20 protein-coding genes and 1 pseudogene are annotated in these 26048 nt (G+C 54.5%); 17 read left to right on the top strand and 4 right to left on the bottom strand.

Annotated elements, in window-relative coordinates:
• Window positions 1–4 precede the first annotated feature (4 nt).
• The 17 genes from rseP to tilS all read left to right on the top strand — a co-directional run bounded on the left by rseP (window position 5) and on the right by tilS (window position 23896).
• Window positions 5–1387, top strand: a complete 1383-nt coding sequence (rseP, locus tag ON072_RS14690) for a sigma E protease regulator RseP (protein ID WP_261753231.1) — start codon at window positions 5–7, stop codon at window positions 1385–1387.
• Window positions 1388–1418: 31 nt separating this feature from the next.
• Window positions 1419–3902 carry an outer membrane protein assembly factor BamA gene (gene bamA / locus ON072_RS14685; protein WP_025887252.1) on the top strand — a complete coding sequence of 828 codons (2484 nt, stop codon included), beginning with the start codon at window positions 1419–1421 and terminating at the stop codon, window positions 3900–3902.
• 58 nt (window positions 3903–3960) lie between these two features.
• Entirely contained in the window at window positions 3961–4458 is a 498-nt protein-coding gene (locus ON072_RS14680; RefSeq protein WP_044735892.1) for an OmpH family outer membrane protein, read from the top strand.
• Between the two features lie 4 nt (window positions 4459–4462).
• Window positions 4463–5488 (top strand): UDP-3-O-(3-hydroxymyristoyl)glucosamine N-acyltransferase, encoded by a 1026-nt coding sequence (gene lpxD / locus ON072_RS14675; RefSeq protein ID WP_107110913.1) that lies wholly within the window; start codon window positions 4463–4465, stop codon window positions 5486–5488.
• Between the two features lie 37 nt (window positions 5489–5525).
• Window positions 5526–5987 (top strand): 3-hydroxyacyl-ACP dehydratase FabZ, encoded by a 462-nt coding sequence (gene fabZ / locus ON072_RS14670; RefSeq protein ID WP_025010987.1) that lies wholly within the window; start codon window positions 5526–5528, stop codon window positions 5985–5987.
• On the top strand, window positions 5984–6754 hold the full coding sequence (lpxA, locus tag ON072_RS14665; protein ID WP_025010988.1) for an acyl-ACP--UDP-N-acetylglucosamine O-acyltransferase: 771 nt from the start codon (window positions 5984–5986) through the stop codon (window positions 6752–6754). Before fabZ ends, lpxA begins: the two co-directional genes overlap by 4 nt.
• Window positions 6755–6768: 14 nt before the next feature.
• Window positions 6769–7929, top strand: a complete 1161-nt coding sequence (lpxB, locus tag ON072_RS14660) for a lipid-A-disaccharide synthase (RefSeq protein ID WP_261753232.1) — start codon at window positions 6769–6771, stop codon at window positions 7927–7929.
• The gene (gene rnhB, locus ON072_RS14655; protein ID WP_025010990.1) at window positions 7926–8546 is read left to right on the top strand and encodes a ribonuclease HII; all 621 of its coding nucleotides are present in this window, start codon (window positions 7926–7928) and stop codon (window positions 8544–8546) included. Before lpxB ends, rnhB begins: the two co-directional genes overlap by 4 nt.
• A 338-nt stretch (window positions 8547–8884) precedes the next feature.
• Window positions 8885–10597, top strand: coding sequence for a GSCFA domain-containing protein (locus tag ON072_RS14650; RefSeq protein WP_261753233.1), 1713 nt, complete (start codon window positions 8885–8887; stop codon window positions 10595–10597).
• A gap of 277 nt (window positions 10598–10874) precedes the next feature.
• Entirely contained in the window at window positions 10875–10964 is a 90-nt protein-coding gene (kdpF, locus tag ON072_RS14645) for a K(+)-transporting ATPase subunit F (protein ID WP_081737100.1), read from the top strand.
• Between the two features lie 2 nt (window positions 10965–10966).
• Window positions 10967–12652, top strand: coding sequence for a potassium-transporting ATPase subunit KdpA (gene kdpA, locus ON072_RS14640; RefSeq protein ID WP_261753234.1), 1686 nt, complete (start codon window positions 10967–10969; stop codon window positions 12650–12652).
• 19 nt (window positions 12653–12671) lie between these two features.
• Entirely contained in the window at window positions 12672–14777 is a 2106-nt protein-coding gene (gene kdpB, locus ON072_RS14635; RefSeq protein ID WP_115390086.1) for a potassium-transporting ATPase subunit KdpB, read from the top strand.
• A gap of 12 nt (window positions 14778–14789) precedes the next feature.
• Window positions 14790–15347, top strand: a complete 558-nt coding sequence (gene kdpC, locus ON072_RS14630; RefSeq protein ID WP_208124950.1) for a potassium-transporting ATPase subunit KdpC — start codon at window positions 14790–14792, stop codon at window positions 15345–15347.
• 4 nt (window positions 15348–15351) lie between these two features.
• The gene (locus ON072_RS14625) at window positions 15352–18009 is read left to right on the top strand and encodes a DUF4118 domain-containing protein (RefSeq protein WP_208194401.1); all 2658 of its coding nucleotides are present in this window, start codon (window positions 15352–15354) and stop codon (window positions 18007–18009) included.
• Complete coding sequence (locus ON072_RS14620; protein ID WP_045283565.1) at window positions 17993–18712, top strand: response regulator; 720 nt, start codon at window positions 17993–17995, stop codon at window positions 18710–18712. Before ON072_RS14625 ends, ON072_RS14620 begins: the two co-directional genes overlap by 17 nt.
• Window positions 18713–18887: 175 nt before the next feature.
• A complete protein-coding gene (gene dnaE, locus ON072_RS14615; protein ID WP_274626086.1) occupies window positions 18888–22361 on the top strand; it encodes a DNA polymerase III subunit alpha in 3474 nt (1157 codons plus the stop codon).
• A complete protein-coding gene (gene tilS, locus ON072_RS14610; protein ID WP_274626085.1) occupies window positions 22361–23896 on the top strand; it encodes a tRNA lysidine(34) synthetase TilS in 1536 nt (511 codons plus the stop codon). Before dnaE ends, tilS begins: the two co-directional genes overlap by 1 nt.
• Window positions 23897–23949: 53 nt before the next feature.
• On the opposite strand, the pseudogene ON072_RS14605 reads toward tilS, so the two are convergent.
• From ON072_RS14605 to ON072_RS14590, 4 genes and pseudogenes are all read right to left on the bottom strand, one after another.
• Window positions 23950–24322: pseudogene (locus ON072_RS14605) on the bottom strand (alpha-amylase family glycosyl hydrolase); the annotation flags it as partial.
• Between the two features lie 165 nt (window positions 24323–24487).
• Window positions 24488–25498 (bottom strand): YiiX/YebB-like N1pC/P60 family cysteine hydrolase, encoded by a 1011-nt coding sequence (locus ON072_RS14600; protein WP_274626084.1) that lies wholly within the window; start codon window positions 25496–25498, stop codon window positions 24488–24490.
• Window positions 25499–25525: 27 nt separating this feature from the next.
• Complete coding sequence (locus tag ON072_RS14595) at window positions 25526–25843, bottom strand: hypothetical protein (RefSeq protein WP_251101551.1); 318 nt, start codon at window positions 25841–25843, stop codon at window positions 25526–25528.
• A partial coding sequence (locus ON072_RS14590; protein WP_274626083.1) for a hypothetical protein occupies window positions 25830–26048 on the bottom strand: 219 nt, incomplete at its 5' end. The genes ON072_RS14590 and ON072_RS14595, both read right to left, overlap by 14 nt.

Genomic DNA, 26048 nt, shown 5'->3' with positions numbered 1-26048 from the left:
TCTGATGTTTGATTTTTTATGGAACCTGGGCGCTTTTATCGTCGCCTTGGGGATACTGATCACCGCCCATGAATATGGCCACTTTTGGGTAGCCAGGCGCTGTGGTGTCAAGGTAGAGCGTTTCTCCATCGGCTTTGGTAAGGCGATTTGGCGTCGCCTCGGTAAAGATGGCACCGAATATGTGATAGCCATGATCCCGCTTGGGGGCTATGTCAAAATGCTCGACGAACGGGTCGAGGATGTGCCCGAGGAGCTTAAAGATCAGGCCTTTAATCGCAAGAGTGTCTGGGCGCGTATCGCGATAGTCGCTGCCGGGCCGATAGCCAACTTTATCTTTGCCATTTTCGCGCTCTATATTATGTATCTCATCGGTGTGCCTTCACTCAAGCCGGTGATCAGCGATGTCAGACCCGGCTCGCCTGCGGCCGTGATGCAGATAGATGGCCCACAGCAGATAGTGGCGGTTTCCGGGCAAAAGGTACGCAACTGGGAAGAGGTGAATCTGGCGCTGGTCGGTCATATCGGCGATGACAGCATGAGCTTGACCCTGAGGCCTCTCAGCCAGGTATCTCAGCCAGATGATGGGCTTGAGCCTTCCGGACGCACCTATCAGTTGGATATTCGCAACTGGCGTTTCGATCCGGAAAAAGAATCCCCCTTCAGCACCCTGGGGCTGGATATCTTCCGTCCGGATGTGATCCCTGAAGTGGAGACGGTTACCGAGGGCGGAGCGGCTGCCAAGGCCGGGGTCAAGGCCGGGGATATTCTGGTGGCCGTCAATGGTGAGGCATACAGCGACTGGCAAACCTTTGTCGGACAAATTAAAGTATCTGCCGGAAAGCCGCTGCAATTGACGGTTAAACGCGGCGGTGAGCAACAGACCTTCACTCTGATCCCGGACAGCCGCAAGGGTGCCAATGGGGAAATGGAAGGTGTCATCGGCCTGGTGCCCAAAGCCCCCAAGTGGCCGGACAACATGCTGCTGGATCTGCAGTATGGCCCGCTTGAGTCTATCTCGGTGGCGGCAGATAAAACATGGCAACTTGTGGTAGTCAGCTTTAAGATGATCGCCAAGTTGTTTACCGGTGATGTTTCGGTTAAAAATTTAAGCGGCCCCATCTCCATCGCGCAGGGGGCCGGTAACAGCGCCAACATAGGGTTGGTCTATTTTCTCGGGTTCCTCGCCCTGATAAGCGTAAACCTCGGCATTATTAACCTTTTGCCGTTGCCAGTGCTGGACGGGGGACACTTGATGTATTACTTGGTGGAAGTAATAACAGGTAAGCCTGTATCCGAACGGGTACAGGAAATTGGATTCAGATTTGGGGCGGCGTTGCTGCTGATGTTGATGAGCATTGCCCTTTTCAATGATTTTGCCCGACTCTGAGCAAGGACAGACAAATAATTAGAAGTGCGCTATGCGATTGAATAAACTTTTTGCCTCGATGTTATTAGTCGGCGCGTCGTTTTCAGGGAATGGTTGGGCAGAGTCTTTCCAGCCTTTTGAAGTGACCGACATCCAAGTTGAAGGTTTGCAACGAGTGGCACTCGGTGCGGCCTTGCTGAGTTTGCCTGTCAAAGTGGGCGACACAGTCGATCAACTCAAGTTGCAACAGGCGATAAAGAGCCTGTATGCCTCCAGTAACTTTGAAAATGTTCAGGTGTCCCGCGATGGTGGGGTGCTGATAGTGTCGGTACGTGAAAGACCGACCATCAGCGCTGTTACCTTCGAAGGTAACAAGGACATCAAAGATGAACAGCTGCAGGAAAGCCTGGACGGCAGTGGTGTGAAAGTGGGCGAAGCCCTCGACCGCACCATGCTCTCGGGTATCGAGAAGGGCCTGCAGGACTTCTACTACGGCGTGGGCAAATACGGCGCCAAGGTCGAGGCTCAGGTGATTAACCTGCCTCGTAACCGGGTAGAACTCAAGTTCAAGTTTACCGAAGGTCTGGCGGCCGAAATCCGTCAGATCAACATAGTGGGTAACGAGCGTTTCAGTGATGCCGACCTTATCGGTATGCTGGAGCTCAAAGACTATGTGGCCTGGTGGGATCTGTTCGGCGAGCGCCGTTATCAGAAGCAAAAGCTGCAGGCCGACCTCGAAACCATCAAGACCCACTACCACAACAATGGTTATATCCGTTTCAAGGTGACCTCGACTCAGGTGGCGATGACGCCGGACCGTAAGGGTCTCTACATCACCATCAATGTCGATGAAGGCGACCAGTACAAGGTTAAGGAAGTCAACCTGACCGGTGAACTCATGGGCCGTGAAGAGCTGCTCAAGGGTATCTTGCCTATCAAGGCCGGTGAGCAATACAACGGCGCCGATGTTACCTTTACCGAAGAGATGTACAGCAAGTATCTGGGCCGTTTCGGTTATGCCTATCCAGAGGTGAAGACTTTCCCTGAGATCGATGATGAAACCAAGGAAGTCACCCTGAATGTTAACGTCAAGCCCGGCAAGCGTGTTTATGTACGCTCCATCAACTTCACCGGTAATACAGTGACCAAAGATGAAGTGATGCGCCGTGAGCTGAGACAGATGGAAGGGGCCTGGTTAAACTCGGCCTTGGTCGAGCAATCCAAGGCGCGCCTCAACCGTTTGGGCTACTTTGAAACTGTCGACACCGAAACCGTGCAGGTGCCGGGCACAGACGACCTGGTGGATGTGGCCTTCAAGGTGAAAGAGCAGCCATCAGGCTCCTTTAACGCTGGTGTAGGTTATGGTACCGAGTCAGGACTGAGTCTGCAGTTCGGGGTTCAGCAGTCCAACTTCCTCGGTACGGGTAACCAGGCCGGGATTAACCTGAACACCAACAAGTACTCCAAGAACGTCAACCTGTCTTATACCGATCCTTATTTCACCAAGGATGGGGTCAGCCTGGGTGGCAGCATCTACTGGAACGAGTTCGACGCCAACGAGGCCAACCTCGAGCGTTATAAGAACAGCTCCTATGGGATTGCACTCAACAGCGGTTTCCCCATTAACGAGTACAACAGGATCAATGGCGGCATAGGCTATCGTCATAACACCATTTCTGAGATTTCCAGTTATGAGCAGGCGATCCGTTTCTATAACATTTACCGTGACAGTGATGACCCCAACTCTGACTTGAGCTTCGACAACTTTGAGCTCAGCCTCGGCTGGTATCGCAGTACCCTTAACCGCGGAACCTTCCCAACCGATGGTTCATCCCAGCGTTTGAGTGGTAAGATCACGGTTCCAGGTTCTGATCTGCAGTACTTCAAGACCGACTTTGACACCAGCTTCTACTGGCCGCTGACCCGCAGCCACAAGTTTGTGCTCTTGACCCGTGCCCGCTTGGGGTATGGCAACGGTTACGGTGGTTTCAATGAAAACGACCAAATCCTGCCATTCTGGGAAAACTACTACTCAGGTGGTTCCAGTTCACTGCGTGGCTTCAAGTCCAACTCTGTGGGCCCAAGGGCTTTCTATCTGTATCGCGGCAGCGAGCCTTGTTCACCCAATCCGGATGGTGAAGGCTGTAGCCTGCCGGGCGATCCAAACCAAGTTTACATCAGCTCAGGCCGCTCTATCGGTGGTAACGCCATCGCCACGGCCAGTATGGAGCTGATTGTGCCGACTCCTTTCCTGGATGAGGCCTATAGCAACTCAGTACGTACCAGCTTCTTTATCGATGCGGGTAACGTCTGGGATACGGAGTTTGATTATGACTCCTATCGTTTCTTGCCGGCAGATGAGTTTTCCAAGTTGGCCGATTACAGTGATCCGAGCCGTATCCGTGCTTCCTGGGGTCTTAGCCTGCAATGGCTGTCACCCATGGGCCCCATGGTGTTCAGCCTGGCCTGGCCTGTTAAGGAATACGACGATGACGAGACCGAGATCTTCTCGTTCAATATTGGCAAAACTTTCTAAATTACATAAACTCGGCAAGCATTGCTGAAGAAAAACAAGGAGTCTGACTTTGAAAAAAATGGTAAACGGCGCACTGATGACGCTGATGTTGATGGGTGCTCCCCTGGCCGCACAAGCGGAGAAACTGGCGGTTGTCGATATGGGCGCTGTGTTTGAACAACTGCCACAACGCGAGCAGATCAGCAACGCACTCAAGACTGAATTCGGCGATCGTATGGCTGAAGTACAGAAGCTGCAGGAAGACCTCCGTGGTTTGCTGGAAAAGCAGCAGCGTGATGCCGCGCTGATGAGCGAAGCGCAAAAGACCGAACTGGTTCGTAAAATGGAATCCCTGAAGGCTGACTATCAGCTCAAAGGTAAGGCGCTGGATGAAGATCTGCGTCGTCGTCAGGGTGAAGAGCAAAACAAACTGCTGGTAAAAGTGCAGAAGGCTATCAACACCATAGCTGAAAAAGAGAAGTACGACATGGTACTGCAACGCGGCGCCGTGGTTTATGTTAAGCCTGCTGCCGACATCAGCTCCAAAGTGGTTGAAGCCTTGAGCAAAGGCAAGTAAATCGATGAAGTCTTTTTCGTTGAAAGAGCTTGGCCAGCTGTTAGGGGCCGAAGTTCGTGGGGATGACAGTGTGACTGTCTCCTCTGTGGCGACACTTGAAAAGGCGCGGCCGGATCAGATCACCTTTCTGGCCAACACCAAATACCGTAGCCAGCTGGAGCAGACTCAGGCTGGTGCGGTATTGATCTCGCCTAAAGAGTTGGACGGTTTTGCCGGTAACGCCTTGGTGCTCAATGATCCTTATGTCGGCTTTGCCAGAGTTGCGCAATTGCTGGACAGCACGCCGGTTGCAGCAGAGGATATCCATCCCTCGGCGCAAATTCATCCCAGTGCCAAACTGGGTGAGGGCGTTGCAGTTGGCGCTAATGCGGTCATCGGGGCCAACAGTATTTTGGGCGAAAATGTCCAGATAGGTGCCGGTACAGTGGTTGGTCAGGATGTCATTATAGGCTCAGGCAGCCGCCTGTGGGCCAATGTCACCGTCTATCACGATGTACATTTGGGGCAAAACTGTATCGTTCACTCTGGGGCCGTTATCGGCTCCGATGGTTTCGGTTATGCCAACGAACGCGGTCAGTGGATCAAAATCCCTCAGACCGGCGGTGTGCGCATAGGTGACAGAGTGGAGATTGGCGCCGGTACTACTATAGATCGCGGCGCGATCGATCATACTGAAATCCATGATGGCGTGATAATCGACAACCAGGTGCAGGTAGCTCACAACGATGTCATAGGTGCCAACACTGCGATTGCCGGCTGCACAGTACTGGCAGGCAGCGTGACTATAGGTAAACATTGTATTATTGGTGGCAACTGCGCGATTTCCGGTCATCTGAGCATTACGGATGGGGTGCACGTCACTGGCAGCACCAACATTACTAACGATGTTCGTGAACCTGGGGTATACTCCTCGGCCACTGTGGCCATGCCCAACAGGCTGTGGCGTAAAAATACGGTTCGCTTCCGTCAGTTGGACGAGCTGTTCCAGCGGGTCAAAACCCTGGAAAAAACCGTTAAACCCCAAGATTAATACCGCTGTGCGTTAAGCGGCATGAGGAAACGAGTTCGTGTCTAATCAATTAAATACAATGGATATCAAAGAGATTTTGGCTTACCTGCCACATAGATATCCATTTTTGTTGATCGATAGAGTACTGGATTTTACTCCGGGTGAAACTTTGCATGCGATCAAGAACGTCACCATCAATGAGCCTTTCTTCCAGGGGCATTTCCCTGTTCAGCCGGTTATGCCTGGTGTGCTCATTCTGGAAGCCATGGCGCAGGCCACCGGCTTGTTGGCGTTCAAGACCATGAGCGACAAGCCGTCTCCGGACGTGCTGTATTATTTTGCCGGTATCGACAATGCTCGTTTCAAGCGGGTTGTTGAGCCAGGTGATCAGCTGCACTTTGAAGTGAAGATGATCAAGGAACGCCGCGGGATTGGCGTTTTCTACGGCGAGGCCAAAGTGGATGGTGAGCTGGTGTGTTCAGCCGAAATCATGTGTGCCCGCAGAGAGATTAGCAAGTGATAGATAAATTAGCTTTCGTTCACCCCGAAGCCAAGATAGGTAAAAATGTCACTATCGGCCCCTGGAGCTACATAGGGGCGGATGTGGAGATCGGCGATGACTGCTGGATCAGTTCCCACGTGGTTATCAAGGGACCCAGCATCATTGGCAAGGGCAACCGGATTTTCCAGTTTGCCTCCGTTGGTGAAGATTGCCAGGACAAGAAATATGCCGGTGAACCTACCCGGCTTATCATGGGTGATAACAATATCATCCGTGAATCTGTCACCATTCACCGCGGTACGGTGCAGGACAACAGCGAGACCCGTATCGGCTCTAATAACCTGTTTATGGCCTATGTACATATCGCCCACGACTGCGTGGTGGGCGACAATGTGATCATGGCCAACAACGCCTCTATTGCCGGTCATTGCCATGTGGGTGACTGGGCGATTCTCGGCGGTATGACAGGGGTGCACCAGTTTGTGCACATAGGTGCCCATGCCTTTACCGCAGGTTGCTCTTTGGTGCTGCAGGACGTGCCTCCTTTCGTGATGGCCTCTGGCCAGGCGGCCATTCCCCGTGGTCTGAATATGGAAGGCATGAAGCGCCGCGGTTTTGCCAAAGAGACCCAGCAAGCGCTGCGCCGGGCCTACAAGACCCTGTACCGCAGCAGCCTGACTCTGGAAGAGGCCGTTGCCGCCATGGCTGAAGACGCCGCAAAAGAGCCGCAGGTACAAGCATTTGTTGATTTTGTGACCTCCTCGAATCGAGGAATTATTCGCTGACACAGTGAGAACGAATGACACAAAATAGAAAGTTAGTCTTTGCAATGGTCGCCGGAGAAATCTCCGGCGATATTTTAGGTGCCGGCCTGATGAAAGCATTGCAACAGCGCTATCCGGACGCCTGTTTTATCGGTATCGGTGGCCCCCGCATGGAAGCTCTCGGATTCGAGTCGCTGTTTGCCATGGAGGAGTTGGCCGTGATGGGAATTGCCGAGGTGCTCTCCCGCCTGCCCAGATTGCTGAAGATACGCTCGAGTCTGGTCAAACAGATAACCGCGCTGCAGCCGGATTGCTTTATCGGTATAGATGCCCCGGACTTCAATATCGGCCTGGAGCTCAAGCTCAAGGCGCACGGGATCAAGACGGTGCATTATGTCAGCCCGTCGGTCTGGGCCTGGCGCCCTAAGCGGATCTTCAAAATCGCCCGCGCTACCAACATGGTGCTGTCACTGCTGCCGTTTGAAAAAGCCTTCTACGACAAGCATCAGGTGCCTTGCACCTTTGTCGGCCACACTCTGGCCGATGAGATCCCGATGGAGAATGACAAGCGTCTTGCCAGAGAAGCACTCGGCTTGAAAGTCGAAGCCGAATATCTGGCTATCCTGCCGGGTTCCCGTGGTGGTGAGCTGAAGATGTTGGCCCAACCCTTTGTGGAGGCGGCCAGGCTGCTGAAACAGCGCTATCCGGATCTCAAGTTTATTACCCCCTTGGTGAATGAAAAACGCCGCGAGCAGTTTCTTGCCGCACTGGAAACCTATGCGCCGGATCTGGAAATTCATATGACGGAAGGGCGCTCTCGGGAAGTGATGGCCGCCAGCGATACCATCTTGTTGGCATCGGGCACCGCCACGCTGGAAGCCATGTTGGTCAAGCGCCCCATGGTGGTTGGCTATCGGGTCAGCCCTATCACTTACCGTATTGCCAAGCGGATGATGCAGATAAACCACTTCTCTTTGCCCAATTTGTTGGCCGGAAGGGAGTTGGTGCCGGAGCTTATCCAAGACGATTGCACTGCCGAGCGGATAGCCGAAGAGGTGGGTAAATTGCTGGATAAAGATAACCGGCCGCTGCTGGCCGAGTTTACTAAGCTGCACAGCCTGCTGGCCTGCAACGCCAGTGAAAAGGCGGCCCAGGCGGTTGTGGCCTTGCTCGATAAAAAAGCCGAGGAAAAATGACAGTCTATAAGCAACTCTCGGAAGCCGAAGCGCAGCTTTTGTGCCAGGGGCTGGTCGCCGGGGTAGATGAAGTGGGGCGCGGCCCTTTGGTCGGCGATGTGGTCACCGCGGCGGTGATCCTGGATCCTGCCAATCCAATTAGCGGCCTTAATGATTCCAAGAAGCTCAGTGAAAAGAAACGTGATGCCCTCTATGAAGAGATCCTGGCCAAGGCGCTGGCGGTCTCAGTCGGTCGAGCCAGCCCGGCGGAAATCGATGAGCTCAACATATTACATGCCACCATGTTGGCGATGCAGCGCGCCGTGGCAGGCTTGAACGTGCGTCCCGAGAAAGTCTTGGTAGATGGTAATCGGACCCCGGATTTTGGCCTGCCTTCAGCCGCAGTGGTTAAGGGCGATGGCTTGATCCCTGTCATCAGCGCCGCCTCTATCATAGCCAAGGTCACCCGCGACCGGGAGATGGCCGAGCTTGACAGTCGCCACCCTGAGTATGGTTTTGCCGCCCATAAGGGCTACCCCACCAAGGCGCATTTCGAAGCCTTGAGTCAACACGGTGTCTTGCCTGAGCACAGACGCAGCTTCCGGCCGGTACGCGAATGGCTGGAGCAGCATTCATAAGCCGTACTGAAACCTAAAGATGCAACCAAAAGGGCAGCAGCGGCTGCCCTTTTTTGTGGCTCTGACATGGCGTAATCACAACGGCTGTACCTGCATTGTTGCCAAAACGTCTGCTTTGTTTCCCAAAACCGTGCTTGGCTTGCTCCTTTTAATTGGTAAATTTCTGCCCCATATCTGCAATATGTGATCTGCTGATGTAGACGTCAAGTTTATGAAAGTGTTAAATAATGTCTCTTTTTGGTTGCCTGTCGCAATTAATCTATACCGCGCACTGGATCGGGTAACCACAGCTGTACCGTGGTGGCGGTAGAGGAATATTTTGCATTGGAGGCAGTAGCATGGAGCATTCTTTACCTTATGATCCCGTTCATAAGGAGCGTTTTTGGCGTTCAGCGGTGGCGGATATTCGGCCCGAGACTGAGCTTTTTCGTGAGCTCATCCCCAGGCTCCCCATTGATACCAAACAACAACTCTCTTCGGCAGGTTCCTGTTTTGCCCAGCACATAGGAAATTGGCTGGAACAGCATAACTACTCTTATCTGCGCAGTGAGCTAAACCCAGATGTGACATCCAGTTTTGCCTTTGGCAACCTGTATAACGCCCGTGCTTTGTTGCAATGGTTTATCAAGGGGGAACAGGAACTTGCTCAGTACAGCATCTATTTTGATGAAGAAAACCAACGCTATTACGACTTACTGCTGCCGAAAAGCAAGGAAGGCTACTCCTCCCGGGAGGCATTGCTCGAATATCGTCGCAAGGTCGTGGCCGAAACCAAACGCCATATTGCCGCAAGTAACAGCTTTATTTTCACTCTGGGGTTGATTGAAACCTGGGTCGATCCCAATGGGGTTTGTTATCCCTCCTGTCCTGGAGTCAAACTGGGCGAGTTTGACCCTGATTGTTACCGGCTCAAGGTCTTTGATTACGAAGAGGTCTATATCGATCTCGACCGGCTGTTGCAGCAACTCAAGTGCATCAATCCAAAGCTGAAATTGATATTGACTGTATCTCCTGTGCCCCTCACAGCCACGGCCACTGAAGAACATGTGTTGGTGGCCAATGGTCATTCCAAGTCTGTTTTACGGGCCGTTGCCGGCAGCTTCTGCAAGGATGTCGCCGATGCCAGTTACTTTCCCTCCTATGAGTTGATCACTACCTCCTTGCCTGCGGATTTCCGGTTTCTGGACAACAGGCGCACTGTTTCCAAAGAGGGGGTCGGCTATGTGATGCGTCACTGGTCCAAGGCGTTGGCCTGCGAGGAAAACCTGGTTGCCAATCACCTTGAAGCCGATTGTGACGAAGAGTTGCTGGATGCCTTGCAAAGAACCGCCACAGGTGCCAAGGTCACGGCCGATACCCTGACACTGATTGGCGACAGCCATATGGGAAAATTGGCCAAGGCGTTTGAACATCTGGGGCAAGCTTTCTGCGGTGGCATGGTGATGAATGGCTCGGGATTTGCTCAGCATAAATTTGTACTGAGTCCGGAGAGTGACATCATGGTACCGCTGGAGAGTGCCGATTCGAGAAAGCTCTGGCAGCCGATCCTGGCCAACCTGGATGCTTTGGTAAAATCGGAGAAACTCGCAGACTCAGTTGTCTTGACCAATATAGGGCTACAGACGCATCAGACAGTTTCCATGTTTATTGAATGGATGCGGAATTCCAGAGCCGAAAAACTCAAGGATATTGAACTCAGCGACTATGTCGACTTCTTCAATGAACAGATGCAGGAGCAGATGACCATAGTGTTCAGGCTCAAAGAGCTGGGGCACAGAGTTGTGGTGATTTCAGATACCCCGTTCGTTGAGTATTTTGAAGAGTCCAAGTCAATGGCACCATTTGTGATGGCTTATATGGATGCCATGGAATATGTCTGGGATCAGATGGGGGTTGAGTTCCTGCACGCCGCCCGTCATTTCAACGAAACCATAACCGATCCTTTGGCCTATGCTTCAGAGCTGGTTTATGCCGATGGCCAACATGATTGGTTCCATGGTGGAGCGCCTTACTACGATTGGCTGGCGCGACAAATTAACGCCCTTCTGTAACTTCTTAACCCGGGCGCTGTCATTGATGGCGCCCGCAATCCATGGTTTGTCTCGCTGCTGATTTAACCGCGGCTTCGCAATACATTGTCCCTGTAGCTTGACCAGCCATGTCATGGCTTGCTGCCTTTATGCAGTGTATACGCCGAGTAGTGCAATGCCAATCCCGCCCATTTATACAGCTTTTATACAAACCCTACGGATATTTACACCCCGTTTTTATACCGGTTTTCATAAGCTTTGACCCTGAAATTAAAGTCTTTTTCAGGAGATATTCACTATGGCTGTTATGGAGTGGGCCGCTTTGCTGCTGGCCTTGGGATTATTTGGCTATCTGTTTTTTGCCCTGTTGCATCCAGAGGATTTCTGACTATGTTGACTATGGAATCCTTAGGTTTGCCGGCGATTTTTCTGGGGCTCTTGTTGGCGGTATCCCTATTGTTGGCAAAGCCGTTGGCGCTATTGATCCTGCATCAAAAGCTTTTCAAACGCGAGGCGGCGCTATGGTCCGGGATGGCCGCGGTATTTGAGGAGATGAACTGGCGCCAATATGCGGCGGCGCTCTTGTGTTTCAACGCCCTTGGCGCCCTGTGCCTGATGCTTATCCTGCTGTTGCAGCAATATCTGCCGCTTAACCCGCAAAACCTGCCGGGGATGGATTGGCAACTGGCGTTCAACACCTCAATCAGCTTTGTGACCAACACCAATTGGCAGGCCTATTCGGGCGAAACCAGTCTCAGTTACTTCAGCCAGATGGCGGGGCTGACGGTGCAGAACTTCTGCTCGGCCGCCACGGGTATGGTGGTGGCCTTTGCCATTATCAGAGCCTTGACAACCAAGGGGCAGACTATGCTCGGCAATGCTTGGTTGGATTTGCTGAGGGTGAACCTCTATCTGCTGTTGCCTCTGGCCTTGTTGATCGCCCTGTTGTTGGTGCAGCAGGGCGTCATTCAGAATCTTGCCGCTTATCTGCCGGTGACCGGATTGGAAGGGCAACAACAGCTGTTGCCCATGGGGCCGGTAGCATCCCAGGAAGCGATTAAGATGCTGGGTACCAATGGCGGCGGTTTCTTTGGTGCCAATTCGGCGCACCCCTTTGAAAATCCCACGGCGCTGAGCAATCTGCTGCAGATGCTGAGTATTTTCCTGTTGCCCTGCAGCCTGGTTATCGCCTTTGGTCTCTGCGCCGGGGATTGGCGCCAGGGGGCGAGTATTTTGGGGTGTATGGCATTGGTGTTTGTGGCGGCCTTTCTATGGATAAATCACTCTGAGCTGCAACTGCAGCAGATGGCCGACATTCACTTCCCTGGCAATATGGAAGGCAAGGAGACCCGCTTTGGCATCGGAGCAAGCAGCCTGTTTGCCACTGTCACCACGGCAGCTTCCTGCGGCGCGGTGAATGCCATGCACGACTCCTTTACCGCGCTTGGCGGCATGATGCCCATGTGGTTGATGCAACTTGGTGAGGTGATCTTCGGCGGCGTTGGCAGCGGTTTTTACGGCATCTTGTTGTTTGTATTCCTGACAGTGTTTATTGCCGGACTGATGATAGGCCGCAGCCCCGAGTATCTGGGCAAGAAGATTGAAACCCGGGAGATGAAACTCGTCTGTCTGGCACTGCTCTGTTCGCCTGTGATAGTGCTGTCCGGCGCGGCGCTTGGCTTGGTGCTCTCTCCCGAGTCGCTGCAGGAAACCGGCCCCCATGGCTTCAGCGAGCTGCTATACGCCCTGTCATCGGCGGCCAACAACAACGGCAGCGCCTTTGGTGGCTTCAACGCCAATACGCCTTTTTACAACCTTCTGCTGGCGGCGGCCATGCTACTTGGGCGCTTTGGCGTGATCCTACCTGTGCTGATGATAGCCGGCAGTATGGCTGCCAAACCCGCCCAAGAGGCAGGCCCAGGCACCTTGCCCACCCATGGCTGGCTGTTTGCCAGCATGTTGCTGGGAACCCTCTTGCTCTTTGGCGCCTTGACCTTTATTCCGGCATTGACTCTCGGGCCTGTGGCCGAGCAGCTGACATTCCCGTTGCCGCAAACACTGACGACAGCTCAATGAATTCAGGGAGAAACAGACAATGAAAACCTTCAGTTTTGATATAACGCCTGATCATCCAAGAGAGACAGGCTGCAACAAGCGTCATCCCGTGCTGCAGATAGATGCCGCCATGCTGAGGCAAACGCTGCTAAGCACGCTGACCAAGCTGAACCCCAGAGTGCAGCTGAAGAACCCCATCATGTTTGTGGTTTATGTCGCCAGTATTCTTCTGTCGCTGGAGGCGGTGGCCATAGGCTTGGGTTGGCGCGCCGGAAATCCCTGGTTCAGCGGTATTATCGCCATCTGGCTGTGGCTGACCTTGCTGTTTGCCAACTTTGCCGAGGCGCTGGCCGAGGGACGCAGCAAGGCGCAGGCCGACAGTCTGCGGGGACTCCGACGCAGCAGTTGGGCCAACAAGCAGACAGACAAGGGGCTTGAGAAAGTGCTCGCCGATACCCTGAAGTGCGGTGATATCGTGCGGGTGGAAGCCGGTGAGATCATTCCCTGCGATGGGGAGATTATTCAAGGGGTTGCCTCTGTGGATGAGAGCGCCATTACCGGTGAGTCGGCACCCGTTATCCGCGAGTCCGGCGGCGACTTCAGCTCTGTGGTGGGTGGAACCCGGCTGTTGTCAGACTGGCTGGTGGTGCGCTGCGCCCAGGAGAGCGGCAATACCTTTCTCGATCGCATGATTGCCATGGTGGACGGCGCCAAGCGGCGCAAGACCCCCAATGAGGTGGCGCTGAATATTTTGCTGATCACCCTGACGCTGATTTTCCTGTTGGTCACTGTGACTTTGGCGCCATTTTCCGCTTATGGTGCCATGGACAGCGGCGGCGAGCCTATCTCGATGACGGTGCTGCTGGCGCTGCTCATCTGCCTCATCCCCACCACCATAGGCGGGCTGCTGTCTACCGTGGGTATCGCCGGCATGAGCCGCATGATAGGCGTCAATGTGATAGCCACTTCGGGAAGGGCGGTGGAAGCCGCCGGTGATGTGGATGTGCTCTTGCTGGACAAGACAGGCACCATCACCCTGGGCAATCGCCAGGCGAGTGATTTTCTGCCTGTGGCCGGTATAGCTGAAGAGGCGTTGGCCAATGCGGCGCAGCTGGCCTCTCTTGCCGATGAAACCCCGGAGGGGCGCAGCATAGTGGTGCTGGCAAAACAGAAGTTTGCCATCCGGGAGCGCAGTCTTGCCGAACTCGACGCCAGTTTTATTCCCTTTACTGCCCAAACCCGCATGAGCGGTATCAATCTGGGGACGAGGCAGATACGCAAAGGTTCTTTCGATGCCATCAGCCAATATGTGAAGGCCAACGGCGGCGAGGTTCCCAAAGAACTGGGAGCCCTGGTGGATAAGGTGGCCAAGCAGGGCTCCACTCCTCTGGTGGTGGCCGAAGGCAACAAACTTCTCGGGGTGATAGCGCTCAAGGACATAGTCAAAGGCGGTATCAAGGAGCGCTTTATCCAACTGCGCAAGATGGGCATCAAAACCGTGATGATCACCGGCGATAACCCGCTCACCGCCGCGGCCATTGCCGCCGAGGCCGGGGTGGATGAGTATCTGGCCGAGGCCACACCCGAAGCCAAGCTGGCACTGATTCGGCAATACCAGAATGAGGGCCGCCTGGTGGCCATGACAGGCGATGGCACCAATGATGCACCTGCGCTGGCACAGTCGGATGTAGCCCTGGCAATGAACTCGGGCACCCAGGCGGCCAAGGAGGCCGGTAATATGGTGGATCTCGACTCCAACCCCACCAAGCTTATCGAAGTGGTGCATATCGGCAAACAGATGTTGATGACCCGTGGCTCGCTTACCAGCTTCAGCATAGCCAACGATCTGGCCAAGTATTTTGCCATCATTCCCGCGGCCTTCAGCACCACCTTTCCGGCGCTAGAGAGCCTCAATCTGATGCGACTGCACTCGCCCGAGTCGGCGGTCATTTCGGCGGTGATCTTCAATGCGCTGATCCTGGTGGCGCTGTTGCCGCTGGCGCTCAAGGGCGTGCGTTATCGCGCCATGGCGGCCGCCGCAGTGCTCAAACGCAACCTGTTGTTTTATGGGGTTGGCGGCCTACTGTTGCCCTTTGTTGCCATTAAAGTCATAGACGCATTGCTTGCCGCCACTGGCTGGATCTGATTGGAGTATGTTATGAAAACCTTGAAAATGGGCTTGTGGGTATTCGGCGTTATCTTTGTCGTGACCGGGTTGGTCTATCCGCTGCTGGTAACCGTTGGCGCCACGGCATTGTTCCCGCACCAGGCGGGAGGCAGCATAATAGAGCGAGATGGCGTCTTACTGGGCTCAGAGCTTATCGGGCAGGAGTACAAGACGGACGGTTTTTTTCATGGTCGCGCCTCGGCCTCGGCTTATGACGCCCTGGCTTCCGGCGGCAGTAATCTGTCGCCCCACAGCCGTGAGTTGCAATCCCTGTGGCAGCAGCGAGCCGCGGCCTTGAATGCCCACAACCCTGGAAATTCGTCTGTGCCTGGGCTGCTGGTCACTGCCTCCGGCAGTGGTCTGGACCCTCATATCTCACCCGAGGCCGCCTATTGGCAGCTGGGGCGAGTCGCCAAGGCGAGAGGGGTATCAGAGGCGCGGTTAAAGGCACTGATTGACAGCCATATTCGGCAGCCGCCCTTGCCCTTTATCGGCCAGCCCACGGTCAATGTATCATTGCTGAACCTGGCATTGAGCAAAATGGAGTAATCACTTGTCAGAAATCAGGCCCAATGCCGACTTGCTGCTACAGCAACAGCCGTCCTCCCGGGGGCGGCTCAAAATCTTCTTTGGCGCCTTTGCCGGGGTGGGCAAAACCTATGCCATGCTCAGCGAGGCTCGCAGGCTAAGACTGCAGGGGCTGGATGTACTGGCCGGATTGGTGGAAACCCACGGCAGAGATGAGACGGCGGCCCTGCTCGAAGGCCTGGAGCTGCTGCCGCCCAAAGCGCTGAACATAATGCACAGGCGTTATCAGGAGTTTGATATCGATGCCGTGCTTGCCCGGCATCCGGCGCTGGTATTGGTCGATGAGCTGGCCCACAGCAATGCCCCGGGATGCCGTCACCGCAAACGCTGGCAGGATGTCAAAGAGTTGCTGGATGCCGGTATAGATGTGTTTACCACAGTCAATGTGCAGCATCTGGAAAGCCTCAACGATCTGGTGGGCGGCATTACCGGTATCAAGGTGTCGGAAACCCTGCCGGACTCAGTGTTTTATGAGGCCGACGAAGTGGTGCTGGTGGACCTGCCACCCGATGACCTGATGCAGCGAATGCGTGAGGGTAAAATCTATCTCTCATCCCAGGTGGAAAGGGCGATAGAAAACTTCTTCAACCGTCAGAATCTCACCGCGCTCAGGGAGTTGGCCCTCAACGCCACCGCCGAGCGGCTGGAGCAGCGCAGGCGTCAGGACAATGAGCCCGGCCTCAGGGGCGGCCTGCTGCTTGGGCTGACCCATGGTGAGCAGCAGGAGAAGCTTATTCGCCACGCCATGCGTCTGGCCAAGCGTCTCAACTGCCGCTGGTATGCCCTGCATGTGGAAACGCCCGAGACGCAGCAGTGGGATGATAGCAAGCGGCAACAGCTGCAGGATAACCTCAAGCTGGCCGAGAGCCTGGGGGCCGAGACCGCGACTCTGGTGGATCATGATATCTGCCACGGCTTGCTGGAATTTGCCGGCGAGCACAGGTTGGAGCGGGTCCTTATTGGTCACCACAGCGGCAAGCGGCAGCTGCCATGGCGCCGGGAGCTGGGCCAGCGTTTGAGAAAGCGCGCCGCAGATGAGGAGATTATCAGCCTCAACCTTGATCAAGCCACTAAGCAGCCCAAGGCCGCCAATCCCAGAGCCTGGCCCAGGCTGCGCCCGGCGAATATTGCCCTGGCCCTGGGTATGTCGGCCTTTTGTACCTTGCTTGGCTATTGGTTGGCGCCCTGGTTTCACGCCACCAACATAGTGATGATCTACCTCTTGGGCACTGTCTTGCTGTCGCTCAGGCTCGACAGAATGAGTGCCTTGTTGGCAACTTTGGTCAATGTGGCCTGTTTTGACCTCTTCTTTGTCGAGCCCAGGTTCTCCTTCTCGGTTGCCGATGCCCAATATCTGATGACCTTCTTCGCCATGGCCATAGTCAGTATCGCCATCACCCAACTCACACATACCACGCGTATTCAGGCGCAAATGGCCCGGCAGCGGGAGCTGCGCACCTATCAGCTGTTTGAGATGTCGCAGCAACTGGGCTCGGCGCAAACCGAGCGGGAGATGGCTGCCATCGCCCAGCAGCATATCGGCAAGAGCTTCGCCGCGGCGGTGGCGGTATTGAAGGCCGAAGAGCAGGGGACCTTGCTGTTGACCAAGGGTTTTACCCGTTATGATTCGGCCATTGCCAAGTGGAGCATAGCCAACAACTGCGCAGCCGGCGCCGGAACGGATACCCTGCCCAATGCCGGTTGCTACTATCAGCCGGTAGCGATAGAGCAGCGGGTGCTGGCCATGGTGGTGCTCGAGCCTGTGAGTCTCAGCGGTTGGCTGGCACCTGAGCAGCAAAGGCTGCTCAATGCCTTTGTTTGCCTGTTGGCGCAGGCGCTTGAGCGGCTCGAGCTGGCCAAGGCCTCCAAGCAGGCGCAGTTGAATGTGGAAACCGAAAAGATGCGCAGCACCATGCTCTCTTCCCTGTCCCATGACTTGCGCACGCCGCTGACGCTTATCCGCAACCAGAGCGACAGCCTGGTGACCAGTCTGGCGCCTTTCCCCGAACAGTGTCAGCAGGCGCGCCAACTGGCGCAGCGGATAGGTGAAACCATTCGGTTGACCAACAATGTGATGGAGATGATCCGCCTCGAGTCCTGCCATTTTATTTTGCAGCTTGACTGGCAGGATCTGGAGGAGATCCTCGGGGTGACGCTAAGGCAACTGGAACCCAGAACCCTGGTTCGGTTGAATATCCCTGCCGAGCTGCCGCTTATCTATTGCGATGGCAATCTCATTCAGCGGGTGCTGTTGAATCTTTTGGAAAATGCATTTAAATATGGTCCGCCGGAGGTACAGATAAACATCAGTGCCCAGTTGGATGCCGAGCAGTTTTATATCGAAGTGGCCGACAACGGGCCCGGGCTTCCCACAGAGGATGCCAGTTGGCTGTTTACCAAGTTTGAGCGCGGTAACAAGGAGTGTGGCATTCCCGGGCTGGGGCTCGGCTTGGCCATCTGTCAGGCGATAGTCTCGGCCCATGGCGGCCGTATCTGGGCCCATAACCGCGAGCAGGGCGGCGCCGTGTTCACCTTCAGCTTGCCCTATGTTTCACCGCCCGAGATGTGCGGCGAAGAAGAGTATTTACCCGAGCAGGAATCCAGTTATGCCAGCATTGATTGATCCGCAGCCGTTTCATCATAGAAGGGTATTGGTGATAGATGATGCCCAGGAGATCTGTCAGTTTGTCAGTAAGGCCTTGCAGCAGTTGGGGCTTGAGGTGTTCACCGCTCACTCGCTCAATCAGGGCTTGATGGAGGCCTCGACCCGGCAGCCGGATACTGTGATCCTGGATCTCGGTTTGCCCGATGGCGATGGCCAGAGCTTTATTCCCCGTTTTCGCAGCTGGAGTGATGCCCCTGTGATAGTGCTGTCGGCCCGCAGCGATGAAGCCGACAAGGTGCAGGCGCTTAACAGCGGCGCCGACGATTACCTGTGCAAGCCCTTCGGCATAGAGGAGTTGCTGGCCCGGGTGCGGGTGGCGTTGAGGCGACACTTGCGCCACAGCCATGAGCCTGAAGCTCAGGTGCAGCTGGGAGAGGTCTTGTTCGACCGCCGCCGTCAGCAGCTGAGCCGTAACGGCGAGCCCGTGCATCTGACCAAGACGGAATTAAAGCTCCTGAACGCCTTGCTGGAGCAGCCGGGCAAGGTGTTGACTCAACAGAGCCTGCTGAAACAGGTCTGGGGGCCGACATTTGTCGAGCATGGCCACTATGTGCGCACCTATATGAAGCATCTGCGCAATAAGATAGAAGCTGAGCCCGCCAACCCCAAATACCTGCTCACGGAAATCGGCATAGGTTATCGCCTCGTCAGCGGTAAATAATGGAGAGGCCCGGCTCGGCTTCAGGCCTTAGTTTTTGATTTTGTCGCAAAAGCCGCCAGATAATGCCTTTGGCGTGATTTTGCCGGCAAGGCGGCCGGTTTTAACTTTGGTGAACCTCTTCCGGCGTGTTATCTTTCCCTATTGATTTTCAGCCAGTCAGAGCAATCGGATTTTCATGTCACAGCCCCGTTTCGTCCATCTACGTGTTCACTCAGACTTTTCCATGACCGATGGTCTGGCCAAGGTCAAGCCCATTCTGGCCAAGGTGGCCGATGAGGGCATGGCGGCAGTGGCGCTGACGGATCAGAACAACCTCTGTGGTCTGGTGAAATTCTACGGTGGCTGTCATGGCGCCGGGATAAAACCCATCATAGGGGCCGACTTCTGGATGTTGGTGCCCGGCTTTGAAGATGAGTTCTGCGCGCTTACTGTGCTGGCCATGGATAACGACGGCTACCAGAACCTGACTCAGCTGATCTCCAAGGCCTATCTGCGCGGTCAGGTGCGTGACCGGGTCGCTATCGATCAGGAGTGGCTGCTGGAGCACGGCGCCGGTATTTTGCTGCTCTCCGGCGCAAGGGAAGGGGACCTGGGCAAGGCACTACTCAAGGGCAACCTGAACCAGGCCCAGGAACTGACCGATTTCTACAAGCAGCACTTCAACGACCGTTACTTTATTGAACTGATCCGTACCGGGCGCCCGGATGAGGAGCGCTACCTGCATATGGCGGTGGAACATGCCGCCAACACAGGCCTGCCTGTGGTTGCCACCAACCAGGTGGTGTTCATGACCCCGGAAGAGTTCGAGGCCCATGAAATCCGGGTGGCTATCCACGATGGCTACACTCTGGCTGACCCCCGTAGACCCAAGAAATACAGCGAGCAGCAGTATCTCAAGACAGAAACTGAGATGTGCGAGCTGTTTGCCGACATTCCGGAAGCGCTGCAAAACACGGTGGAGATAGCCAAGCGCTGTAACGTTACCGTGCGGCTTGGCGAGTACTTCCTGCCCAACTTCCCCACGGGTGAGCTGTCCACCGCGGACTATCTGGTGATGCGCTCCAAAGAGGGGCTGGAAGAGCGTCTCGAGTTCCTGTTTCCGGACCCACAGGTGCGGGCGGAAAAGCGCGGCGAGTATGACGAGCGTCTGGATATTGAGCTCAAGGTAATCAACCAGATGGGCTTCCCCGGCTACTTCCTTATCGTGATGGAGTTTATCCAGTGGGGTAAGGACAACGGCATTCCCGTGGGCCCTGGGCGGGGGTCGGGTGCCGGCTCCCTGGTGGCCTATGCGCTTAAGATCACTGACTTGGACCCGCTGGAATTTGACCTGCTGTTCGAACGTTTTCTTAACCCCGAGCGGGTGTCGATGCCCGACTTCGACGTCGACTTCTGTATGGACAGGCGCGACGAGGTTATCGATCACGTGGCCGAACTCTATGGCCGGGATGCGGTATCGCAGATCATTACCTTCGGTACCATGGCCGCCAAGGCGGTAGTGCGTGATGTGGGCCGGGTGCTGGGTCACCCCTATGGTTTTGTCGACAGAATTTCCAAGATGATCCCGGCCGAGCCCGGGATGACGCTGGCCAAGGCTTTCGAGGCCGAGCCTGCGCTGCCCGAAGCCTATGAGGCCGATGAGGATGTCAAAGACCTTATCGACATGTGCCGCAAGCTTGAGGGGGTGACCCGTAACGCGGGTAAGCACGCCGGGGGCGTGGTGATTGCGCCGACCAAGATCACCGACTTCTCGCCGCTTTATTGCGACGCCGAAGGTAAAAACCCGGTGACCCAGTTCGACAAGAACGACGTGGAAACCGCCGGTCTGGTGAAGTTTGACTTCCTGGGTCTCAGAACCCTGACCATTATCGACTGGGCACTGGGGATGATTAATCCAAGGCTCGCCAAGCTCGGCAAGCCGCCGGTCGATATTGCCGCCATTCCGCTGGACGATGCCAAGTCCTTCGGGGTACTGAAACGCTACGAAACCACGGCGGTATTCCAGCTGGAATCCCGCGGCATGAAAGATCTTATCAAGCGTCTGCAGCCCGACTGTTTCGAAGATATGATCGCTCTGGTGGCCCTGTTCCGCCCAGGCCCGCTGCAGTCGGGGATGGTAGATAACTTTATCGAGCGTAAGCACGGCCACGAGGCCATCTCCTACCCGGATGAGAAGTGGCAACACGAGAGCCTTAAACCGATTTTGGATCCTACCTACGGCATCATCCTCTATCAGGAACAGGTGATGCAGATTGCCCAGACGCTGGCAGGGTATACCCTGGGCGGCGCGGACATGCTGCGCCGGGCCATGGGTAAGAAAAAACCGGAAGAGATGGCCAAGCAGCGTGCCGGTTTTGAGGCCGGGGCGATAAAAAACGGCGTCGACGGCGAACTGGCGATGAAGATCTTCGACCTGGTGGAGAAATTCGCCGGTTACGGCTTCAACAAATCGCACTCGGCCGCCTATGCACTGGTGTCTTATCAGACACTCTGGCTCAAGACCCACTATCCGTCTGAATTTATGGCGGCGGTAATGTCCGCCGATATGGACAACACAGACAAGATAGTGACCCTGGTGGATGAATGTGAGCGCATGGGACTCAAGCTTATTCCGCCGGATGTCAACAAGGGCCTGTTCAAGTTTACCGTCGATGAAGAGCTCAATATCGTCTACGGCATAGGCGCCATCAAGGGTGTGGGCGAGGGGCCGGTCGAATCGATTCTGGAAGCCCGCAAGGGTGGGCCGTTCAAAGACTTGTTCGACTTCTGCGCCCGGGTGGATTTGAAAAAACTCAACCGCCGGGTGATTGAGAAGCTTATCAATGCCGGCGCCATGGACAATCTGGGGCCGCACCGGGCTTCCATGATGGCTACCTTGCCGGAGGCGATACGCGCCGCCGATCAGCACGCCAAGGCCGAAGCCATAGGTCAGTGCGACATGTTCGGTCTGCTCAACGACGACCCCCAGGACAGCAAACAACAGTTTGTTGACTGCCCGCGTTGGCCGGACAAGGTCTGGTTGGAAGGGGAGCGTGAGACCCTGGGGCTTTACCTCACAGGTCACCCCATCAACCAATATCTCAAAGAGCTCAGGCACTACACCTCCGGGCGGCTCAAGGATATTCACCCCACAGACAGGGGCAAGACGGTCAAGGCCGCCGGATTGGTGGTCGCCACCCGGGTGATGCTGACCAAGCGAGGCTCCAAGATGGGGCTGCTGACGCTGGACGACAAGAGTGCCCGTCTGGAAGTGATGCTGTTTACCGAGGCCTTCGAGAAATTCAATCACCTGCTGGAGAAAGACAGGATCCTCATCTGTGAAGGTGAAGTGAGCTTCGATGACTTCTCCGGCGGCAACCGGATGACGGCGCGCAACATCATAGATATGGGCGAAGCCCGCAGCCACTTTGCGGCGGCGGTGGAGCTGGATCTCGACGCGGCAATATTGAGCCCGGAATGGCTGACACAGTTTTATGAGACCCTCTCACCCTGGCGCGGCGGCTCTGTGCCTGTGGCGATCAACTATCGTCAGTCCCTGGCCAAGGGGCAGTTCCGTTTGAGTGACGACTGGCGGGTGAACCCCAGCGATGAACTCATGATGGCACTGGAAGCCATGCTCGGCACAGATAAGGTCAGGATCCTCTTTTAATGTCTCATACTCTGGTCGATACCCTGGTATTCAAGTTAACGGCGCTGCTGGATCAAATCGGCGCCACGGCTGACAACCACCTCTGGCTGGGTTACAGCGGCGGTATGGACTCAGAGCTGTTGGCCTATACCTTGGCGCGCTTTCGCCAGACTCATCCCAAGACGCCTTATCAAGTCTCCCTGGTGCACGTACACCATGGCCTCAGCCGCAATGCCGATGCCTGGGCGGCCCATTGTCGCCAAAGAGCCGAGCATTATGGCCTGAATTTTGTTCTTCGGAAGGTGCAACTTGAGCTCGGCCCGCGCGTCAGTATCGAGGCCGAGGCGCGGCGCGGCCGCTATCAGGCGATTGCCGAGCTGCTCAATCCCGGCGACATTTTGCTGACGGCCCATCATCAGGACGATCAGTTGGAGACGCTGCTGCTGGCACTCAAGCGTGGTCAGGGCCCCAAGGGACTGGCGGCCATGGGGCAAGCCCAGCACTTGGCCCAGACACCCAAGGAAGAAAGTGCACCATGCTGGCAATTACGGCCCATGCTGGACAGCAGCCGGGCTCAGATAGAGCAGGCGGTGGCGAGTCTCGAGCTGCCCTATATCAATGATGAGAGTAATCAGGACACCCAGTATGACCGCAACTTCCTGCGCGCCGAGGTGATCCCTGTACTCAAGCAGCGCTGGCCTTCGATTGCCACTACGGCCTCACGCAGCGCCGCGCTGTGCGCCGAGCAGCAGTTGCTGCTCGATGAAGTCAGCACCGAAAAGTTACAGTCCTTGCTCAGCCGTTGCCGCTTCAGCGGCGTTCGGGTACTGGATAGCGCCGGGCTCAAAGCGCTGTCACCCCAGTGGCAGGCGCAGTTGCTGCGGCAGTTTATTCAGATGCAGCGCTTGCCCTTACCGGCGCAGGTGCAGTTGCAACAAGCCTTGGCGCAGTTACTCGATGCCAGGGAGGATGCTCAGCTTGAGCTTAGCTTTAAGGGATTGCTCCTCAGGCGTTATGGGCAACAGATCTATGCCATGGCGCCTCTGCCGGGGGCAGCATTCCAGCTGCTTGATGGGGTAGGTTCGGTTGAAGTTGATGTAGCTGCAAAACCTTCGAAACTGACCCTGAGCACAAAGCAGCTGCAAGCATTGAGCCAAGGGCAGAGTCTGAGTGTTGGGCTCGCCTCCCCCTGGCAGCGCCTGGAGCTGACATTGGCTGACTCAGGGCCCAGGGTGGCGCTGGCTCAGGTAATGTCTCCACAACTGGCGTCACTAAGGGTAAAAGTTCAGCCATCAGATACCGCTGCAGCACCTGAACTGGTCATGGGGCTCAAGGGCAGTTACCGCTGTCAGCCCCACAATCGCGACAAGGGCCGTGAGCTCAAGAAACTCTGGCATGAACTCGGGGTGCCGCCCTGGCTCAGAGACAGAGTGCCGCTGCTGATGCAAAATGGCCGACTGCTGGCGCTGGCCGGTGGTTTTGTCGAGCGTAGCGCACTGGCCTCTGGCTCTGAACCCGGAATCGTATTGAAGCTGGTTGCTGAAGCAACCCCTTAGCGCAAATAGTTGCGGGCACAGCGGCTCGGGAGGCGTTCTTGCTAATCGCTATTCAGCGTATGCAACAGTATTCTCTCACCTTCGGAGAGGCTATCGCCCTTAAGGAACTTTGCTGCCACAGGATTGCCATTAGAGCCCTGTCCAACGCTCAATGACTTCAAATGGTGACAACGCTTGTTGTGCAGCCAGGTCGATTTTGAGCACCAAATGGTAGTGATTACTCATAACCGCATAAGCGCAAACGTCGATGCAGAATACTGACGACAACTGCCTGATTTTATCCACTATCCAGCCACGTCTATGCTCGTAACTGCGTCCAGACAGTGCATCCTCACCACACAAAAATGCCCTTCTCACGCAGCGATTAATCACGTGGTAGAAAGGTGTACTTTCAGCATCTATCAACTGACGACGGGCAGTGGTCATGACCAACCTAGACTGAGCTTTGATGGGTATTTCAAAGGCTAGTCAAGGCTGTGTGAAACATCAAAAAGATATGACTGTCCTGTCTTTGTTGTGGTCCTGTCTTTGTTGCGTAACGTAGCTGGCTCCGAGTGCATTGGATTGTTAGACCCGCACAATAACACTTGGTTACAAGGCGTCCGTTTTTGCATATGTATTAAGCAGTAATTTTGCTGAAAGAACCCTTTTATGATGGTTCAAACTTAACTGGCTATACAATTCGTTAAGCAACCGGAACGTTTCGCGAGGGTACATGCGATTGGCTTCGCTATAACCGCGTGCGTTAGCTTCCCAATGGGCAAAAGCCCCATTTTCATCGTCTCTCAACGTGTCGCGACAATACTGTATAAGCTCTTTAGGATCAGTAAGTGAGTGGTAAAACTGAGTAATCAATGTTTGATCATACCGCCAAGGAAAGCGTGATAGCTCCACTTTCCAATGATCGAGATATCCAGAAGTACGGAACGCGTTAGCAATTGAGTGATCTAAATCTTCCCGCCGGATTACCAAACTATCTATATCATTAATGCTTTCGACATTAGGGTCTAATGCTCGTATGGCCATAAGCAAATTGTTAGTTTTTTCTCGCATTCCTTCGGTTGTATCACCTACCTGCTTTATTGTTTTGACTTCATTGTCTGAAACCACAACCCATGGATTCTCGACGTGCATCAATAGCTCAGAGTTCTTCAGATCATTCGGAGTGCAGTAATCAGGATTATTCACCAACATGATTCCTGCAGATGCATAGGCTCTAGCTACCATTCGTGAACAGAACTGCTTAATACCTCCTTTTCCAGCGATTTCCGGTGCTATTGATTTTGCAGCCTCTATTTTTGTATAAGATGTTCCTGTAGAGGCTCTTGCATAATTTACAATACTGTCTGCTTGAACCTGTGAAAGAGGTGTTTTTAGTCTCAAAATGTAGATCGCACATTCATCATCGTATAGGAGCTTCTGTATATTCCTTGCTTGCACACCTTCTTCCGTCGAATCAATGACAGACCCATAGGCAACACAAATCATAGCGTGAGATATATCACTGCGAGTTACTTTACGGATAAACCCACTGTCTTTCCCGGAAGTGGTCGTGAGAACAACATCGCCTTTCATCAGGATATCGGTATTAATTCTTTTCATAACGTTCCCAAAGGTCTAACGCCGCATTCAGCGGCTTGTCCGCTGCAATGCTTTGTTAGCCATTTCCAGCTCTAAATCATATAACTGCGTACTTACCTTATCGGATAATACTTTGTAGTCTTCTGTGACTTGCTCTTGACTCTTATTGGCAAGAAAAAACAAAGTGCCAGACATCGACTTGAGTAATGCAATTATAGGGTCGTGAGCGTCAAGCTTGTTATTTTTAGACCAGCGATCAATAGCTTTCTCTGTCAAACTCAATAAAGACTCGATGAATAGCCCAGATCCATTAACGATTTTGAGTGCATCTCTCTGTGCGTTGATTCTGTTATTAAATTCGCTCATAAATATCATTCTTCATAATTTTTAATATCCCCGTCATCCATGAATCTATTTCACCTAAAGCTTTTTTTGCTTGATCTATTTCGGCACTGTTTAGAATTGCGCCTAAGCCTCTTGTGCAGAGCACTCTGGATCTTTCTAACAAACTATATGTAGACGCATCAATAGGAATGCTGTGGTTACCCAAGTTGCGAGCTGAATTACGAGT

The sequence above is a fragment of the Shewanella sp. K8 genome (genome assembly GCF_028823715.1).
Lineage (GTDB): Bacteria > Pseudomonadota > Gammaproteobacteria > Enterobacterales > Shewanellaceae > Shewanella > Shewanella algae.
The sequence above is the reverse complement of the archived record's forward strand: the minus strand, read 5'-3'. Positions and strand labels throughout refer to the sequence as shown.

Bases quoted from the DNA above. Each gene is read 5' to 3' on its own strand.
- kdpC (WP_208124950.1), top strand. From the start codon at position 14,790: ATGAAAACCTTGAAAATGGGCTTGTGGGTATTCGGCGTTATCTTTGTC.
- bamA (WP_025887252.1), top strand. From the start codon at position 1,419: ATGCGATTGAATAAACTTTTTGCCTCGATGTTATTAGTCGGCGCGTCG.
- ON072_RS14680 (WP_044735892.1), top strand. From the start codon at position 3,961: ATGGTAAACGGCGCACTGATGACGCTGATGTTGATGGGTGCTCCCCTG.
- ON072_RS14620 (WP_045283565.1), top strand. From the start codon at position 17,993: ATGCCAGCATTGATTGATCCGCAGCCGTTTCATCATAGAAGGGTATTG.
- kdpF (WP_081737100.1), top strand. From the start codon at position 10,875: ATGGCTGTTATGGAGTGGGCCGCTTTGCTGCTGGCCTTGGGATTATTT.
- kdpA (WP_261753234.1), top strand. From the start codon at position 10,967: ATGTTGACTATGGAATCCTTAGGTTTGCCGGCGATTTTTCTGGGGCTC.
- kdpB (WP_115390086.1), top strand. From the start codon at position 12,672: ATGAAAACCTTCAGTTTTGATATAACGCCTGATCATCCAAGAGAGACA.
- rnhB (WP_025010990.1), top strand. From the start codon at position 7,926: ATGACAGTCTATAAGCAACTCTCGGAAGCCGAAGCGCAGCTTTTGTGC.
- ON072_RS14600 (WP_274626084.1), bottom strand. From the start codon at position 25,498: ATGAAAAGAATTAATACCGATATCCTGATGAAAGGCGATGTTGTTCTC.
- ON072_RS14650 (WP_261753233.1), top strand. From the start codon at position 8,885: ATGGAGCATTCTTTACCTTATGATCCCGTTCATAAGGAGCGTTTTTGG.
- dnaE (WP_274626086.1), top strand. From the start codon at position 18,888: ATGTCACAGCCCCGTTTCGTCCATCTACGTGTTCACTCAGACTTTTCC.
- rseP (WP_261753231.1), top strand. From the start codon at position 5: ATGTTTGATTTTTTATGGAACCTGGGCGCTTTTATCGTCGCCTTGGGG.
- ON072_RS14595 (WP_251101551.1), bottom strand. From the start codon at position 25,843: ATGAGCGAATTTAATAACAGAATCAACGCACAGAGAGATGCACTCAAA.
- lpxD (WP_107110913.1), top strand. From the start codon at position 4,463: ATGAAGTCTTTTTCGTTGAAAGAGCTTGGCCAGCTGTTAGGGGCCGAA.
- lpxB (WP_261753232.1), top strand. From the start codon at position 6,769: ATGACACAAAATAGAAAGTTAGTCTTTGCAATGGTCGCCGGAGAAATC.
- tilS (WP_274626085.1), top strand. From the start codon at position 22,361: ATGTCTCATACTCTGGTCGATACCCTGGTATTCAAGTTAACGGCGCTG.